This window comes from Planctomyces sp. SH-PL62 (assembly GCF_001610895.1).
Lineage (GTDB): Bacteria > Planctomycetota > Planctomycetia > Isosphaerales > Isosphaeraceae > Paludisphaera.
The window spans coordinates 2,150,223-2,165,921 of the sequence record NZ_CP011273.1 but is presented as its reverse complement, the minus strand read 5'-3'; the positions used below and the strand labels follow the sequence as shown (position 1 = coordinate 2,165,921).

12 protein-coding genes are annotated in these 15,699 nt (G+C 70.6%); 7 read left to right on the top strand and 5 right to left on the bottom strand.

The window, feature by feature from the left end; genetic code table 11:
- Positions 1-288: 288 nt before the first annotated feature.
- A complete protein-coding gene (locus VT85_RS08290; RefSeq protein ID WP_068413202.1) occupies positions 289-1,278 on the top strand; it encodes an Ig-like domain-containing protein in 990 nt (329 codons plus the stop codon).
- A gap of 55 nt (positions 1,279-1,333) precedes the next feature.
- Here VT85_RS08290 and queG read toward each other — a convergent pair whose 3' ends face one another.
- From queG to nth, 3 genes are all read right to left on the bottom strand, one after another.
- A complete protein-coding gene (gene queG, locus VT85_RS08285; RefSeq protein ID WP_068413199.1) occupies positions 1,334-2,449 on the bottom strand; it encodes a tRNA epoxyqueuosine(34) reductase QueG in 1,116 nt (371 codons plus the stop codon).
- Positions 2,450-2,458: 9 nt separating this feature from the next.
- On the bottom strand, positions 2,459-3,376 hold the full coding sequence (gene metF, locus VT85_RS08280; protein WP_068413196.1) for a methylenetetrahydrofolate reductase [NAD(P)H]: 918 nt from the start codon (positions 3,374-3,376) through the stop codon (positions 2,459-2,461).
- Positions 3,377-3,498: 122 nt separating this feature from the next.
- On the bottom strand, positions 3,499-4,170 hold the full coding sequence (nth, locus tag VT85_RS08275; RefSeq protein ID WP_068413193.1) for an endonuclease III: 672 nt from the start codon (positions 4,168-4,170) through the stop codon (positions 3,499-3,501).
- A 105-nt stretch (positions 4,171-4,275) separates the two neighbouring features.
- On the opposite strand from nth, the gene VT85_RS08270 reads away from it, so the two are divergent.
- The 6 genes from VT85_RS08270 to VT85_RS08245 all read left to right on the top strand — a co-directional run bounded on the left by VT85_RS08270 (position 4,276) and on the right by VT85_RS08245 (position 13,477).
- On the top strand, positions 4,276-4,953 hold the full coding sequence (locus tag VT85_RS08270) for an LON peptidase substrate-binding domain-containing protein (RefSeq protein ID WP_068413190.1): 678 nt from the start codon (positions 4,276-4,278) through the stop codon (positions 4,951-4,953).
- A gap of 135 nt (positions 4,954-5,088) precedes the next feature.
- Positions 5,089-5,679, top strand: coding sequence for a GTP cyclohydrolase I FolE (folE, locus tag VT85_RS08265; protein WP_068413187.1), 591 nt, complete (start codon positions 5,089-5,091; stop codon positions 5,677-5,679).
- 57 nt (positions 5,680-5,736) lie between these two features.
- Positions 5,737-6,489: a hypothetical protein gene (locus VT85_RS08260; protein WP_068413181.1), complete on the top strand. Its 753-nt coding sequence runs from the start codon at positions 5,737-5,739 to the stop codon at positions 6,487-6,489.
- A 29-nt stretch (positions 6,490-6,518) separates the two neighbouring features.
- Positions 6,519-7,031, top strand: a complete 513-nt coding sequence (locus tag VT85_RS08255) for a hypothetical protein (RefSeq protein ID WP_068413178.1) — start codon at positions 6,519-6,521, stop codon at positions 7,029-7,031.
- Positions 7,032-7,124: 93 nt separating this feature from the next.
- Positions 7,125-10,163, top strand: coding sequence for an FAD-binding and (Fe-S)-binding domain-containing protein (locus VT85_RS08250; protein ID WP_068413176.1), 3,039 nt, complete (start codon positions 7,125-7,127; stop codon positions 10,161-10,163).
- A gap of 383 nt (positions 10,164-10,546) precedes the next feature.
- The gene (locus VT85_RS08245) at positions 10,547-13,477 is read left to right on the top strand and encodes an outer membrane protein assembly factor (protein ID WP_197491167.1); all 2,931 of its coding nucleotides are present in this window, start codon (positions 10,547-10,549) and stop codon (positions 13,475-13,477) included.
- Positions 13,478-14,297: 820 nt separating this feature from the next.
- Here VT85_RS08245 and VT85_RS08240 read toward each other — a convergent pair.
- Both VT85_RS08240 and VT85_RS26600 read right to left on the bottom strand, forming a co-directional pair.
- Entirely contained in the window at positions 14,298-14,579 is a 282-nt protein-coding gene (locus tag VT85_RS08240) for a hypothetical protein (protein WP_156512748.1), read from the bottom strand.
- Between the two features lie 118 nt (positions 14,580-14,697).
- A protein-coding gene (locus VT85_RS26600; RefSeq protein WP_068419915.1) for an IS5 family transposase occupies positions 14,698-15,544 on the bottom strand; the annotation gives its coding sequence in 2 pieces (ribosomal slippage) (positions 14,698-15,204 and positions 15,206-15,544; 846 coding nt in all).
- Between the last annotated feature and the right edge of the window lie 155 nt (positions 15,545-15,699).

Sequence of the window (15,699 nt, the reverse complement as noted above, 5' to 3'; positions counted from 1 at the left end):
TCCGCAAAATCGACCACCGCCGGCCATCCTGGAGACGGGATGGGCCGGCGGCTGGCGTTTGTGTTTGCGGGCTGAGTGAAGATTGCGGGCGGTCGGGGTTTTTCGGATTCGGGTGAAGTTCCGGCCTGGGGCGGTCGATCTAAAGATCCTATCGCGGCCGAGCCGTGCGCCTCGCGGCGAGATGCGGCGGGCGCGGGGCCGGACGCACGTCCGACCGTTTTGGGGAAGCGATCACGACCGACCGGCGCCTGGATCGTCCGTCGGCCGTCGGCTCAGGAGGGCCTCCAGATGAACGAGTCTCGGGAACTGCAGCGGAACCGTCGCAAGCCCGTGTTGGCCGTCGACGCGCTCGAGGAGCGTCGGGTGCTCAGCGCGGGGATGGGAAGCACGTTCGCCATCGTCCCCGGGTCCGTGGCGGAGGCGGGCAAGGCGACGACGGTCGAGGTGAAGTTCGACTCGACCCACTTCACCCCCGGCGCGAGGGGGCGGATCGTCCTGGGGATCGACGTCGCCGCCGACCCCGGCTCGCAGGTCAAGCCGGAGATCGTCTCGATCCGGTCGGCCAACGGCCGGGGCGTGCCGTTCCAGCGGGCGACCTACTCGCAGACGATCGTCAAGACCCAGGGGCTGCTGAGCCCGCGCAGCTCGGCCGTGACGGCGAGCCTGACGGCCCCCAGGGAGGGGCAGGCGGCCACGTCGTACAGGGTCGACGTCCGGGGCTCGACCTCGGAGACCGGCGCGTACCTGCTGGGCTTCTACCTGCCCGGCGACGCGGACGGCGACGGCGTCGTCAGCAAGGACGACATCCAGAAGATCGCCGCCCAGTTCGGCAAGATCTCGACCGACGACGGCTATTCGTTCGACGCCGACTCCAACCGGGACGGCAAGATCGACATCCGCGACGTCCGCATGGCCGGGCAGAACGTGGGCGCCAAGACGATCATCAGCCCCGTGACCAGCGTCAACCTGGACCCGGCCAGCGACACGGGCGTCTCCGACCGGATCACCAACCAGCGGGTGGTGAAGTTCATCGGGTCGGCCTCCCCGAACGCGTCGATCACGTTCGCGGAGATCAACGGCAACTCGCCGGGCGGGACCGCGACCGTCGGCGCCGACGGCAAGTACACGATCGACGTGCAGCTCGGCGACGGATCGAACACCTTCAAGGTGACGGCCGCCGACGCCTTCGGCCAGGTCATCTCCGGCGCCATCGCCCCGGTGAACTACAGCACGAATCCGCCCACCGTCGTCAACACGATCCCGAAGAAGGTCTCCTGACCTCGGCCCGGCCGTTCCGCTTCGGGCGGATTGCGACGACGCCACGCTTCCCGGCTCACCCGGCCCCCGCGACGGCCTCGCGGACGGCCGGGTCGTCGTCGTGGCGATGGGCGTCGAGCGCGGCCCGCGCCTCGGGCGTGGCCAGCCGGCCGAGCGCCCAGGCGGCGGCGGCCCGGACGGCGGAATCCTCGCCGCGATCGGCCAGGCGCCCGGCGAGCGCCGGGACGGCGTCGAGTCGGCCCTCCACGCCCATCGCCATCGCGGCGTTGCGGAGCAGGCCGTTGCGGCGGGTCCGTTGCATCGCCGAGCCCCGGAGCGCCCGCTTCCAGTCCCCCTTTGAGCGGCCCAGCCATTCCAGCAGGTCGGGGGCGTCCCACTCGGGCCGTGGGGCCAACTCGGGGATGAGGCCGGGGGGGGCCTTGCGGTTCCACGGGCAGACGTCCTGGCAGACGTCGCAGCCGAAGACCCAGCCGTCGAGGTTCGACCCCGCCGGCTCGGGGATCGGGCCGACGTGCTCGATGGTCCAGTAGCTGATGCACTTGCGGGCGTCGAGCCGGTGGGGGCCGTCGAAGGCGTCCGTCGGGCAGGCGTCGAGGCATCGCGTGCAGGTCCCGCAGTGCGACGTCTCGTGCGGGGCGTCCGGCTCCAGGTCGACGTCGACCAGCAAGGCCCCCAGGAACGTGAAGCTGCCGAGCTTCCGGTCGATCAGCAGGGTGTTCTTGCCGATCCAGCCCAGGCCGGCGAGCCTGGCGAAGTCGCGCTCCAGCAAGGGCGCCGTGTCGACCACCGCCCGGGCCGAGACGCCGGGGGCCTCGGCCCGGAGCCATTCGATCAGGGCTTCCAGCCGGGCCCGGACGACGTGGTGGTAGTCGTCCCCTCGCGCATATCGGGCGATCTTGCCGGAGGTCGGCCGGGGGGGGCCGGACGGACCTTCGCCGTAGACCAGGCTGACCATGAGGACCGAGCGGACCCCTTCCAGGACGGAATCGGGGTGGGCGCGGGCGTCGGCGTGCTTGCGCAGGTAGGTCATGCCGGCGTCGAAGCCGGAGTCGAGCCAGTCGCGGAATCGGTCGTAGTCCGGGGGGCGGACGGCCGGGGCGATCCCCGCGCGGTCGAAGCCCAGGGCGATCGCCTGTTCCTTGAGCCGTCGCGAGAGATCGCGGGGGTGCATCGTCGGGTCTCAGGCCGGCTTGCGGCTGGCGAGGGCCAGGGAGTCCTTGACGCCCAAATTCTCGTAGATCCGCCGGGTGGCGTCGGAGCGGTTCAAGGTGTAGAAGTGGAGCCCCCGGACCTGATTGTCCAGCAGGTCGCGGCACTGCTCGGTGGCCCAGTGGACGCCGACCTTGGCGATCGACTCGTTGGAATCGCCGCAGCGGTCGACGGCGCGGAGGAGCTTGGCCGGGACCCGCGCGCCCAGGGCCAGCTCGAAGATCCGCATCAGGGTCTCGCGCGAGGTGATCGGCATGATCCCGGCGAGGATCGGCACGCGGATCCCGGCCAGGTCGCAGCGCTCGCGGAAGTCGTAGAAGTCGTCGTTGCCGAAGAAGAGCTGGGTGCAGATGTAGTCGGCCCCGGCGTCGACCTTGCGCTTGAGGTTGTCCATCTCCTCGCGGCGGTTGGGGGTCCCCGGATGGCCCTCGGGGAAGCCGGCCACGCCGACGCCGAATCCGCGCGCGTCGCCGGTCGTGCGGGAGCGGACGAATCGGACGAGCTGGTCGGCGTACTGGAAGGCGTCGGCGGCGGGGTCGTAGGCTTCGAGGTTCCGGGGGGGGTCGCCGCGGAGGGCCAGGATGTTCTCGATGCCGGATTCGGCGTAGCGGTCGAGGATCGCGGCCAGTTCCGGTTCCGAGTGGCAGACGCAGGTCAGGTGGGAGACGGCCGTGATGTTGGTCTGCTGCTGGATGCGGACGATCAGGTCGTGGGTGCGCTCACGGGTGGAGCCGCCGGCCCCGTAGGTCACCGACACGAACGACGGCTGCAACTCCTGGAGCCGGGCGATGTTCTCGAACAGGTCGGCCGACGCCTTGTCGGTCTTCGGCGGGAAGAACTCGAAGCTGAAGGTCGTGGGGTTGGCGTCGAAGATGTCGAGGATGTGCATGGTCGCGTAAGCCCTTCGGTCGCGTCTCGGGTCGGCGCCCGGTCGTTCGTCCCTGTTCGATCGCAACGTCCGAATGAAGCCCAGGATATCCGCGAGCGGGGGCGGAAGACAGGGGAATCCCGCTACGCTGACGAGGTGACGCCGATCCTGGGGCAGAAATCGGCCATCGGGCAACGGCTGCATCGCGGCTTGCGCGCCAGGCAGGTTTCCCGGCCGAGGAAGATCAGCCGATGGCTGAATCCGACCCATTCGTCGCGCGGGAGGATCGCGACCAGGTCGCGCTCGATCTGTTCCGGGGTCGCTCGGGAGGTGAGGCCCAGGCGGGTGGACAGGCGTTTGACGTGGGTGTCGACGACCACGCCGGTCGCCAGGCCGAAGGCCGTACCCAGGACCACGTTGGCCGTCTTGCGGCCGACGCCGGGGAGCGCCGTGAGGGCGTCGAGGTCGGGGGGGACCTCGCCGCCGTGGTCCTGCTGGAGCCTGGCGGCCATCTCCTGCAGATTCCTGGCCTTGGCCCGGAAGAAGCCCGTGGAGCGGACCACCTCCTCGACCTCGTCGCGGTCGGCCGCGGCCAGCGATCGGGCGTCGGGGAAGCGTTGGAACAGCTCGGGCGTGACCATGTTGACGCGGGCGTCGGTGCACTGGGCCGAGAGGATCGTGGCGACGAGGAGCTGGAACGGGCCGTCGTGGACGAGCGCGCAGAGGGCCTCGGGATACGCTTTCTTGAGTACCGGCAGGACGAGCCGGGCCTGGGCCTTCGGGTCGATCGCCGCCGGATTCTTCTTCTTCGCCATGCCGCCTCCCGGGCCGATCGTCCTTGCGCCTCGCGGCGTCGACTGTGGCGTCGGGGCGGGAAAGCTGTCAAGATGGGGCGTCCTACGATGGACGGCGGAGGAAGCATGGGCGACGAGCTGGATTTGAAGGATTTCTCGGGGCGGGCGCGGCTGTTCCCGCTCCCCGGGGTGGTGATGTTCCCGCACGTCGTCGCCCCGCTGCACATCTTCGAGCCGCGGTATCGGCGGATGGTCGAGGATGCGCTGGACGGCGATCGGCTGATCGCGATGGTGCAGGTCGCGGCCGATCCGGCGACGGCGTGGAAGGAGCCCCCTCCCGTGGCGCAGGTCGGCTGCCTGGGGCGGATCGTCCACCACGAGCGGCTGGCCGACGGCCGGTTCAACATCCTGCTCCTGGGCCTGAAGCGGGCCCGCCTGATCCGCGAGACTCCCGACCCCGAGCTTCTGTACCGTACGGCCGAGGTCGTGCTGATCGAGGACGAGCCGTCGTCGCGGGCCGAGGCGGAAGGCCGGGCGTACCTCGTGGATCGCTTCCGCGACGTGCTGGGCGCGGCGGGAGACTTCGACCCCGAGTTTTTCAAGCTTCTGGCCAACGCCGAATCGCTCGGGGGCCTGACCGACGTCATGGCCCACGCCCTCCCCTTCTCCGCCGAGTCCAAACAGCGTCTGCTCGCCGAGCCTTCGGTCGACGTCCGGGTCCGCATGCTCTACCGTTGGATCGGCGAGCTCGTCCTGGTTCCCCCCGAGAAGCGCCCGTTCCCGCCCCCCTTCAGCGACAACTGAGCGGGCCTCCCTCGGCTTGATTTCCCCGGCCGGGAAACCTACAATAGATCCAATGTTCGTGCGGAAGTGCTTGTTTGGTTTCGACTTGCGTTCGGCCAACCGCCTGATTTCCCACCCCGAGAAAGCCCCGATTTCATGTCCGAGTCGACCCCGCACCACCCCTTCGATCTGGACCGCATCCGCCGGGCCGTCCGCGAGATCCTCCTGGCCGTGGGCGAGGACCCCAACCGCGAGGGCCTGCTGGAGACGCCCGACCGCGTGGCGAGGATGTATGCCGAGGTCTTCCAGGGGCTCCACCAGGACCCCCGCATCCACCTTCGCAAGGCGTTCACCCACAAGTGCGACGAGATGGTCCTGATCCGGGACATCCGGTTCGTCAGCTTCTGCGAGCATCACCTGCTGCCGGTGATCGGCCAGGCGCACGTGGCGTACATCCCCAACGGCAAGGTCGTGGGCCTTTCCAAGATCCCTCGCGTCATCGACGTCCTCGCCAAGCGTCCCCAGCTCCAGGAGCGGCTGACCGAGGAGGTCGCCGACCTGCTGATGCGGGAACTGGACGCGCGGGGCGTGGCCGTGGTCATCGAAGCCAGCCATAGCTGCATGACCATCCGAGGCGTCCAGAAGCCGGACAGCTCGTTCGTCACCAGCGCCGTACGCGGCGGGTTCAAGGACGACTCCGCCACGCGGGCCGAGGTCATGTCCCTCATCTTCGGCTCCCGGCGCTGAGTCGCGAGGCGAGCCCCGCCCCGCCCCCCCCGCCCCTGAAGGATCGGATCGAGGATCATGCTGGCCGATTTTGCGATGCGACTGGCCTTCGGCCTGGCGGTCGCCGCGACGGCCGCCCCCCGGCGGTCGACGCCGGCCTCTTACTTCCGGACGTTGTGCCTTGTTATGCTGGGGGGCGTCGTGCTCGCGATCCTCGCGAGTCGGGGGCGCGACGGATTTCCGGCGGGCTGGGGATTCGGGCTGATGATCGCGACCGCCGCGGTCGCCTACGTCGGCTCGGCGTCCTGGGGCCTCGGACGGTCGAGCGTCGGGACGACGGCGCTGGCGGCCCTGGCGGGGCTCTCGGGAGCCTGGCTGGCGGGGCTCTCGTTCGAGGAGGGGGGGCCTTCGTCGTTCAACTCGATCAGCCGATGGGCGTCGGGGGTCGCGATGGGGGGGGCGACGGCCGCGATGCTGATGGGACACCAGTACCTGACGGCCCCCACGGCCTCGATCGGGCCGCTGCGCCGCGGCGTCGCGCTGATGGCGACGGCCCTCGCGGCGCGGGCGCTGCTGGCGACCGTCGGGCTTTTGATGGCGGGTGAACCGCTGGCGGGACTGTCATCGACGTCGTCGGCCTGGCTCTTCCCGTCGATGCGATGGGGGATGGGGCTGGCGGGGCCTTCGGCGGCCGCCTTCCTGGCGTGGCGGGCCGTCGCGATCCGGTCCACGCAGTCGGCGACGGGCATCCTGTACGCCGCGACGGCCCTGGTGCTGTTCGGAGAGTTGGTCTCGCTGATGGTCTCGCGCGCGGGGGCGCCGATCCTCTGAGCCGGGCTGGGAAAGGGCGGGTCGGTCCGATGGAACTGACGTTCGAGTGTGCCCACTGCAAGATGATCGACCACACGGAGGACGTGGAGGCGAAGGGCCGCGCGCTCTGCCGGCATTGCCACGCCGCCCGCGACCTGGCCCCGTCGGCCTTCGACGCCGAGGGGGGCGTGGTCGGCTGCCCCCTCTGCGGCGCGGGCGATCTCTACGTCCGCAAGGATTTCCCCCAGGCGCTCGGCCTGGCGATCGTGCTGGCGGGGTTCGCCGTCAGCACGGTGTTCTGGTATGATGAACGGCCGCTGTCGGCCTATCTGGTGCTGGGCTCGTCGCTCTTGCTCGACATGGTCCTGTACCGCTGGGTCCCCGACGTCGCCGTCTGCTACCGCTGCTCGAGCCAGCTCCGAGGGCCGGGGCTCGCCGCCAGGGGCCTGGGCGCGTTCGATCTGGCCGTGGCCGAGCGCTATCGCCAGGAGCGGTTCCGGGCCGAGGCCCTGAAAGCTCGGGGGGCGTCGGCCGGGCCGGGGGCGGGCGGGGACGCGGGCTGAACCAGTCTGAATCAAACCGGACGGGGCGGCGTCGGCCTCGTCGAGACGACGCCCGACCCTTCCACGCCTTCGCAACGGGATCGAGCCGCTCACGTGGACGAACGCCGAGCCCGCATCTACGACGACCTGCGCGGCATCGTTTCCGGGGACCTCTACTTCGAGCCCCTGGACCGGGCCCCGTACGCGCTGGGGGCGGGGCCGTTCGAGATCGACCCGCTGGGGGTGGTGGCCCCCCGATCGGCCGAGGACGTGGCGACGTTGGCGCGGTACGCCACCGAGAACAGCCTGACCTTGCACCCCCGAGGGGCTGCGACCGACGCCGGCGGCGGGGCGCTGGGGGACGGCCTGATCGTGGATTTCAGCCGCCACCTGCGGCGGATCACGGCGATCGGCGAGGATCGCGTGGAGGCCGAGGCGGGCGTCGTCTTCGACGCGGTGAACGCGAGGCTCGCCCCCCTGGGCCGCCGCCTGGAGCCGACGCCCGCGACCTCGGAGGCGGCGACGCTGGGAGGGGCGATCGGCGTGGACGCCTCTGGCTCGCGGTCCTGCCGATACGGGCCGACGAGCCGATGGGTGGAGCGGCTGGGCGTCGTCTCCGCGCAGGGGGAGACGGCCGATTTCGGCTTCGAGCCCTGGCCCGCGTACGAGGACGAGTCGGCCGACTTCAAGTCGCTGGTCGTGCGCAAGCTGCTCCGGGTCCACAAACGTCGGCGATGGGCGTGGGAGGCGCGGGGCGAGTCGGGGACGGCCGCGTCGCCGCTTCGCGATCGCGCCGGCTATCGGTTGGGGGAGGCGGCCGACGACGTGGGCGTCGACCTGGCCCGGCTGCTCTGCGGCGCCGAGGGGACGCTGGCGATGGTCGTCCGGGCGACCTTGCGGACGGTCCCGCTCCCGGCCGCGACGGCGGTGGTGATCCTGCCGTTCGTGCGGCTGGTGGAGGCGGCCGGCTGCGTGCCGTTCCTGACCGGCGGCGACACCTCGCCGACCGCGTGCGACCTCTACGACTGGCGTTCGGTGAGCCTGGCGCGAGACGCCGAGCCCCTGTTCCGCGAGCACGTCGGCGAGGCGGTCGAGTCGGTGATGGTGGTCGAGTTCGAGGGGGCCTCCCCGGGCGAGGTGGCCGGTCGGGCCCGGCTTTTGATCGAGAAGGCGTATCGCACCGGGCTGCTCTCGGCCGACCCGGCCGTGGTCCACCGTCGGGCGGACTGCGAGCGGCTGGTGCGGCTCAGGAAGTGGATCGAGCCGCTGTTCCTGCGCGGGCGCGGCCGGTCGGCGCCGTCGCCGATCCTGGAGGACGTGACGGTCCCCGTGGAGGGGCTCGCGCCGGCGATCCGCAGCCTTCAAGACGTGCTCCGCCGTCGCGACCTGACCTGGACGCTCGACGTCTTCGCCGCCGAGGGTCGGATTCGGATGCGGCCGTTCCTGGACCCGGGCGATCCGGCCGGTCTCGACCGCCTGGAGGACCTGGCGTCGGAGTTCTTCGACGTGGTCCTGGAGGCCGGCGGCACGATCGCGGGGTCGCAGGGCTGCGGGCTCCTGCGGACGCCGTTCCTCCCCCGGCAGCTCGGCGAACAGGCGCGCGCCTTCCGCGACGTCAAGGACGCGTTCGACCCGGGCCGGCTGCTCAACCCCGGCAAGGTCGTCGAGGACGCCCGCCAGGGGGCCCGACGTCTCAAGGCGTTCCCGGAGATCCCCGGCCCGACGCCCGACGTCGGCCCCGGCCCCGCTTCGGGCCTCGTCGCCGCGCCGGAGGCCGTCCAGGCGGTCGCGGCGGTCGGCGGGCCGGCGTCCCCCTTGATCCTGCCGGTCCTGCGGTGGCCGGGGGACGACCCCACGACGGTCGCCTCGTCGTGCAACGGCTGCGGGAGCTGTCGGGGGACGGACCCGGCCTTGCGGATGTGCCCGAGCTTCCGGGCCTTCGGCGAGGAGGCGGCGTCGCCCCGGGCGCTGGCGAATCTGGTGCGGCAGGCGTCGGCCGGGATGGTCGACCCGCGCTCGTGGGGCTCGGCCGAGTTTCTCTCCAAGGCCGGCTACTGCATCCACTGCAAGCTCTGCCAGACCGAGTGTCCGGCGGGCGTCGACGTGTCGAGCCTGGTGATGGAGGCCAAGGCGGCGTTCGTGGAGGATCACGGGCTGGCGCCCCAGGAGTGGATCTTCTCACGCCTGGAGATGTGGGCGAGGCTGGCCAGCCGGTTCCCAATCGTCTCCAACTTCCTGATGTCCCGCCGCGGCGCGCGATGGCTCCTGGAGCGGGCGCTGGGGGTCTCGCGGCGACGAGTCTTGCCGCCGGTGCGGCGGACGCCGTTCACGCGTCGGGCGGCCAAGCTGGGTCTCCACCGGCCGAGGCCGTCGAAGCCCGGCCCGCGGGTGGTCTACTTCGTGGACGTGTACGCCAACTACTACGACCACGAGCTGGCCGAATCGGTCGTCGGGGTGCTCCAGCAGGCCGAGGTGAACGTCTACGTCCCCCCCTCGCAGCGCAGCTCGGGGATGGCGCCGCTGGTCGTCGGCGACGTGGATCACGCGCGGGAACTGGCCCTGCGGAACCTCCGCGTGCTCGGCGACGCGGTGCGAGACGGCTACACCGTGGTCTGCTCCGAGCCGACCGCCGCGCTGATGCTGCGGCAAGAGTACGTCAAGCTGACCGACGACCTCGACGCGGCGCTGGTGGCCCAGAGCACGATGGACCTGGGCCAGTATCTCCAAGGCCTGGACGCGAGGGGCCAGCTCCCCGCGCCGGGAGAGCCGGTCCGGGCGCGGGTCGGCTACCATCAACCCTGCCACCTGCGGGCGCTGGAAGTGGGGCTCCCCGGCTTCGACCTGCTCCGGAAGGTCCCCGAGCTGGACGTCGAGTTCATCAACCGGGGGTGCTCGGGCATGGGGGGGACGTTCGGCCTCCGCCGCGACCAGTTCCGCGCCAGCCTCCGCGCCGGGAGGGGCCTGCACAAGCGGTTGATGGACGACGACATCGAGATCGGCTCGACCGAGTGCGGCGCGTGCCGGATCCAGATGGAACAGGGCCTCTCCAAGCGGACGCTCCACCCGATCAAGCTGCTGGCCCTGGCCTACGGGCTCAATCCGTCGCTCCGGCTCCACTTCAAGGACCCCAAGCCGAGACACGCGATGTCCTGAGCCGTGGCGGGGGGCGGCATTCGCCGCTTCCGGCCTTGCGTCGGTCCGGGAACTTGAGTAAAAAGCCCCCGCCTGTCACGTCTTCGTCAGCAGGCGGCGCAATCATGGGGGCGGTCGCGACCAGGACGGACGCGGACCTCGCCCCGCACGACCCCGGAGAGCGGGGACGCGTCGCGACTCATATTCGTGATCCGGATGGGATGAGGGGGCGATCGTCGCCTCCTCGACTTCGACTGGGATGATCGACCGAGCCTGGGCGACGATCCGACCTCTCCGCGGCCACGGCCCATGCCGAGGCTCGCCACGGTCGGCCCGGGTCGGGGGGACGATCGCTCATGACGCCTCAAGCAACCAGACGCCTTCCGGCGCCAGGGACGGGTCCGGTGGAGCGAAATCTCATCGAAGCCGACGTCATCAATAAGAGGCCGCCGCGCCGACGCCCCAGGGCGGCCCGCGTCCTGGCCTTCGTCGCCGCCCTGCTGGGCCTGGCGGCCGCGGCCTCCACGGCCTCGGCGCAGGCGGTCCCCAAGGGGACGGTCGTCGAGATCCGCGTCGAGGGGAACTCGGGGATCACCGCGGAGAAGATCCGCGGCAAGCTCCTGAGCAAGACCAACGCCCCCTTCGACCAGCAGAAGGTGGACGCCGACCTGCGGACCCTGATCGGCACCAAGTGGTTCACCGACGTCCAGCCGTTCTACGAGGAGAAGCCCCCCGGCAGCGGCGAGATCGTGCTGATCTTCCGCGTCAAGGAGATGCCCATCCTCCGATCGGTCGAGTTCCGGGGGCGCCGGAAGATCCCCCTGAAGGAGATCGAGGAGAACACCGGCCTGAAGGTCGGCAACCGCGCCGACCCCACCCGCACGCGACTGGCCGTCCAGCAGATCGAGCGGCTGTACGTCGAGAAGGGCTACGAGCTGGCCCAGGTCTCGCTCCTCGAAGGAGGGGAAGCCGACACCACCAAGGTGGTCATCCAGATCTTCGAAGGCCCCAAATATCAGCTGGCGTCGATCGACTTCAAGGGGAACGTCTTCGCCACCGACGCCCAGCTCTGGAACAAGATCTCCAGCCGCAAGCCGATCCTCGCCGGCTTCGGCGGCAAGTACCACCGCGACATGCTCGACGAGGACGCCCGCAAGCTGATCGAATACTACCAGTCCCAGGGCTTCTTCGAGGTCCGGGTCGCCCCCGTCACCCGGCCCGGCGAGGGCCTGGGGGACGTCCACCTCACGTTCGTGGTCTCCGAAGGGGTCCGCTACCACGTCCGCGACCTCGTCTTCGAGGGGAACTCGCGGATCAAGGAGGAGCAGCTCCGCGACGGGCTCCAGCTCCACTCCGGCAAGCCCTTCCTCGACGTCGTCCGCGACGCCGACCGCGAAGCCATGCTCAAGCGCTATTATGAGCTGGGCTGCATCAAGACCCAGATCGTCGCCGAGCCCCGGTTCAGCAACGAGCCCGGCGTGGTGGACCTCGTCTACAAGATCGAGGAGAGCATGCCGTTCACCCTCGGCGAGATCGTCGTCCGGGGCAACTCCCGCACCCGCGACGAGGTCATCCGCCGCGAGTTCTGGCAGGCCGGGCTCCTCCCCGGCGAGGTCCTCGACCAGAACCGCCTGGCCCTGGCCCAGCAGCGGCTCCGCAACCTCGGGTACTTCAACGAGAACCCGGAGATGGGCAAGCAGATCGAGGTCAAGATCGTCAACGAGCGGCCCTTCGACAAGCCCTACCGCGACCTCATGATGCCCCTCATCAGCGAGATCGGCAGCACCCGGATGCAAGCGGCCGACGAGCCCGCCGGCGCCGCCGCTCCCAGGGAGATCGCCAGGGCCGGCGCCCCCGCGCCCGTGGCGGTCGCGACGACGCCCCTCTCCGCGACGACTTCCCCCTCCGCGAACGCGGCCCCGGCCGCCGCGCCCCGGGTCCGCATGCAGGGCGAGGACTACTCGGTCGTCCCCGCGCCCGTCGATTCGGCGGTCGGCGGGGCCGACTCCGGGCCGTCGATGCTCCAGCCGTTCGGGTCCGGCTCCGGGGGCTACTTCAGCCCCCCCGCCGACACCGTCCCGCCGATCCGCGTCCCCGCCCCGGCCGCCGAGCCCGCGCCTGGGTTCCTGGGGGCGGCCCCCCCCGCCGCGCCGGGGCGGAGCCAGCCGCCGGTGGGCTCGGGCGAGCCGCCGGGATCGTTCCCGAGCATCCCCGGCCTGAACATGACCGACGTCGGCCCCGACCGCAACGACCCGTTCCCGAATCGGTCCTACGCCGACATCGTGACCACGCTTGAGGAAGCCCCCACCGGCCGCCTGATGGTCGGCGTGGCCGCCAGCAGCTTCCAGGGCCTCTTCGGCAACGTCACGGTCTACGAGAAGAACTTCGACCTCTTCAACGTCCCGCGCTCGTTCAACGACATCTTCAACGGCATGGCCTTCCGGGGCGGCGGCCAGGAGTTCCGCCTGGACCTCCAGCCGGGCACGCTGATCAACCGCTTCCAGGCCAGCCTCCGCGATCCCTACCTCCTCGGGCTCCCCATCGGCGGCGCCGCCGCCGGCTACTACTTCAACCGTCTCTATCCCGACTGGTCCGAGTCGCGCGGCGGCGGCCGATTCTCGCTGGGACGCCAGTTCGGCACCAGCACCTACGCCGACGTCGCGGCCCGCGTCGAGGACGTGAACTTCTACGGCTATCGGAGCCCCGCCCCGGCCCAGTACCTCGCGGCCAGCGGCCATTCGTTCCTGGCCTCGCTTCGCCCCAGCCTCCGGTTCGACAACCGCAACAGCCCGTTCATGGCGACCAAGGGCCAGTACGCCGAACTCTCCTTCGAACAGGGCTGGGGAACCTACACCTGGTCCAAGTTCGACGCCGAGGGCCGCGTCCACTACACCACCGGCAGCCGCCCCGACGGCACCGGCAAGCGGTTCGTCACCCTCCGAGGCCACTTCGGCATCGCGACCCAGTCTCTGCCGGTCTATGAGCGGTTCTTCGCCGGTAACTTCGGCAGCCTTCGCGGCTTCCAGTACCGCACCGTCAGCCCCAAGGCGATGGGCGTCCCGACCGGCGGCGTGATGATGGCCCTGGGCTCGCTGGAATACCAGTTCCCCTGGACCGCCGCCGACACCGTCCACCAGGTCGTCTTCACCGACTTCGGCACCGTCGAGAACGACTACAGCTTCAACAAGCTGCGGGTCTCCGTCGGCACCGGCCTCCGCCTCATGGTCCCGGCCCTCGGCCCCGTCCCCCTCGGCTTCGACATCGCCATCCCCGTCATGTCCGCCGAGGGCGACGCCCTCCGCTACTTCAACTTCAGCATGAGCGCCAGCTACTGAGAATTGCTGTTTCTCCAGGAGAAGGAGAGGATCGACACTATTCAGCGGTACTAAACCCCCCGCGAGAGTAGGAGGCGAGACCTGGCGGACCGTGGTGGTGGCGCGAGCGTTCGAGGTGGGCGGCGACGATCGCCGGCAGGCGTCGCACCGCCCCGGCGGAGGTCGGCGAGCGCGACAGGGCGGCCGCCTAGGCGTGGTACTCGGCCCGCACCGCCGAGGTCGCGGCGCCCCGGCCCTACGTTCGGGTCGCCGACCTCTTCAATCTCTACCTCGACGCCTGCGGGACGCGGGTCGTCCGAGGGGACATGGACCGTGCGACGGTCCGCCTTGCGATGACCGTCCTGACCCAGGCTTCGGGATTCGTCGACGCGGGCGGCAAATTCGGCGCGATCCCCGTCGTGGAAGAACTCCCGCAAGAGCGGCAAGCCCCGCCGCATCGTCCTGCTGCCGGGAGTCCTCCGGCCCCGGCGTCGCCTCCACGACCGGCTTCGACCCGACCCCGACGACCTGATCTTCCGCTCGGCGACGGGGAAGCGTTGGGATCCCTCGCTGCTGGCCCAGGCGACGGCCCGGCTTCGTCGGGCCGCGGCCACGGGTGGCTTCGATCTGGGGCAACTCGGCGGAGACGGCGAGGGGCGGGCTCGCGGTTATCTGTGGCGGCATCTTGCGGCGTCCCAGCTCGTGATGGCGGGCGTCGACTTGCCGACCGTCGGCGAGTTGCTCGGGACGTCGCCGGCGATGATCGCCAGGGTCTACGGCCATCTCCGCGACGACCACGTCGTCGCCGCCGCGGAAGCCCTCGGGTCGGACGGGCGTAGGTTTACCAGCGGTCCAGGCGGTTCGGGACGAGGGGCCGGCCCCCGAGGGGCTTGACCTTCGGGGCTGGGGCGGACTCGGGGGCCGTCTGGACCCGCTTCCGCCCGGCCTCCCACGACTCGACGTCGGCCGTGTCGAACCGAGTCGTCGCCCAGCTCACGTTCCGGGCCGTAGCCCTGAGTTCGATCATCGGAATCCCGCCGCTCAGGACCGTCTCTCGGGCCTGACGCTCTGATACGTTCCATCGAACCGCCAGGTCTTTGACCGTCAGCAACTCTCGCGACACCGCTCGGCCTCCCCGGGATGATTCCTCTCGTATCGCCGATTCTCGATCGAACCTCAAACGGACACGTAGAGCAAAAATTGAAAGTCCTCCGGCGGGCTCCCGCGCTCTTCGCGACTGACTAGGTTCTGTCTGACGGCTCGATGAGCCGAAAGCAACGGCGGATCATGGCCAGCTTGACCATGGCCAGGAAGTTGACCGCCAGCTTCTCGAACCGCGTCGCCAGCCGCCGGTTCTCCTTCATCCAGAGGATGCACCTCTCGACGATGTTGCGGCGGCGGTAGGCCTCGGCGTCGAACGTCGGGCTTCGCCGCTGGTCCTTGCGGGTCGGGATCACCGCCTTGATCCCTCGCCGTCGCAGGTAGCGGCGGATGCGTCTGTAGCTATACCCCTTGTCGCCGGCCAGGCGGCGGGGCCGGCGTCGCGGCCGGCCCCGGCCGGGCCGCTTGATCCGCACCGCCTCGAGCGCCGGCTCCAGGGACCTCGACTCGTGGGCCTGGCCCGCGGTGACGACGGCCGACAGCGGGACGCCGCCGGAGTCGACGACCAGGTGCAGCTTCGTCCCGAAGCCGCCGCGCGAGCGGCCGAGGGCGTGGTCGGCCGGCTCGGCCGTCCCCCTTTTCCCCCCCGGCCCCGGCGGCCGCGCGGCCGGCCCGGATGGACGTCCCGTCGATGCACCAGAGGTCGAAGTCGATCCGCCCCGAGGCGTCCAGCTCGAGATGCAGCCGCTCCAGGATGCGGTCGATCGTGCCGTCGCGGGCCCAGCGGTTGAATCGGTCGTAGACGCTCTTCCACTTTCCGTATCGCTCCGGCAGCTCCCGCCACTGGGCGCCCGTATGGAGGATCCAGAGGACGCCGTCGAGCGTCGTGCGGTGGTCGTTCCACCGCCCGCCCGGCCTCCCGACCGGAGGGAGCAGGTCGGCGATCAGGGCGAACTCCTCGTCCTTCAGCTCGTAGCGTCGCGTCATCGCGGCCTCCTCGGGGAAGCCGCTATCGTAACGCCTTGCGAGCCGTCAGACAGAACCTAGCCCGGGACGTCGCTCGAGGCTTCGCAATCGTCCGCTTCTAACGGTGGGGCGGTTCCGGGCGCCGGCTTCCGTACCGGCGATCCCGTCCGACTGGA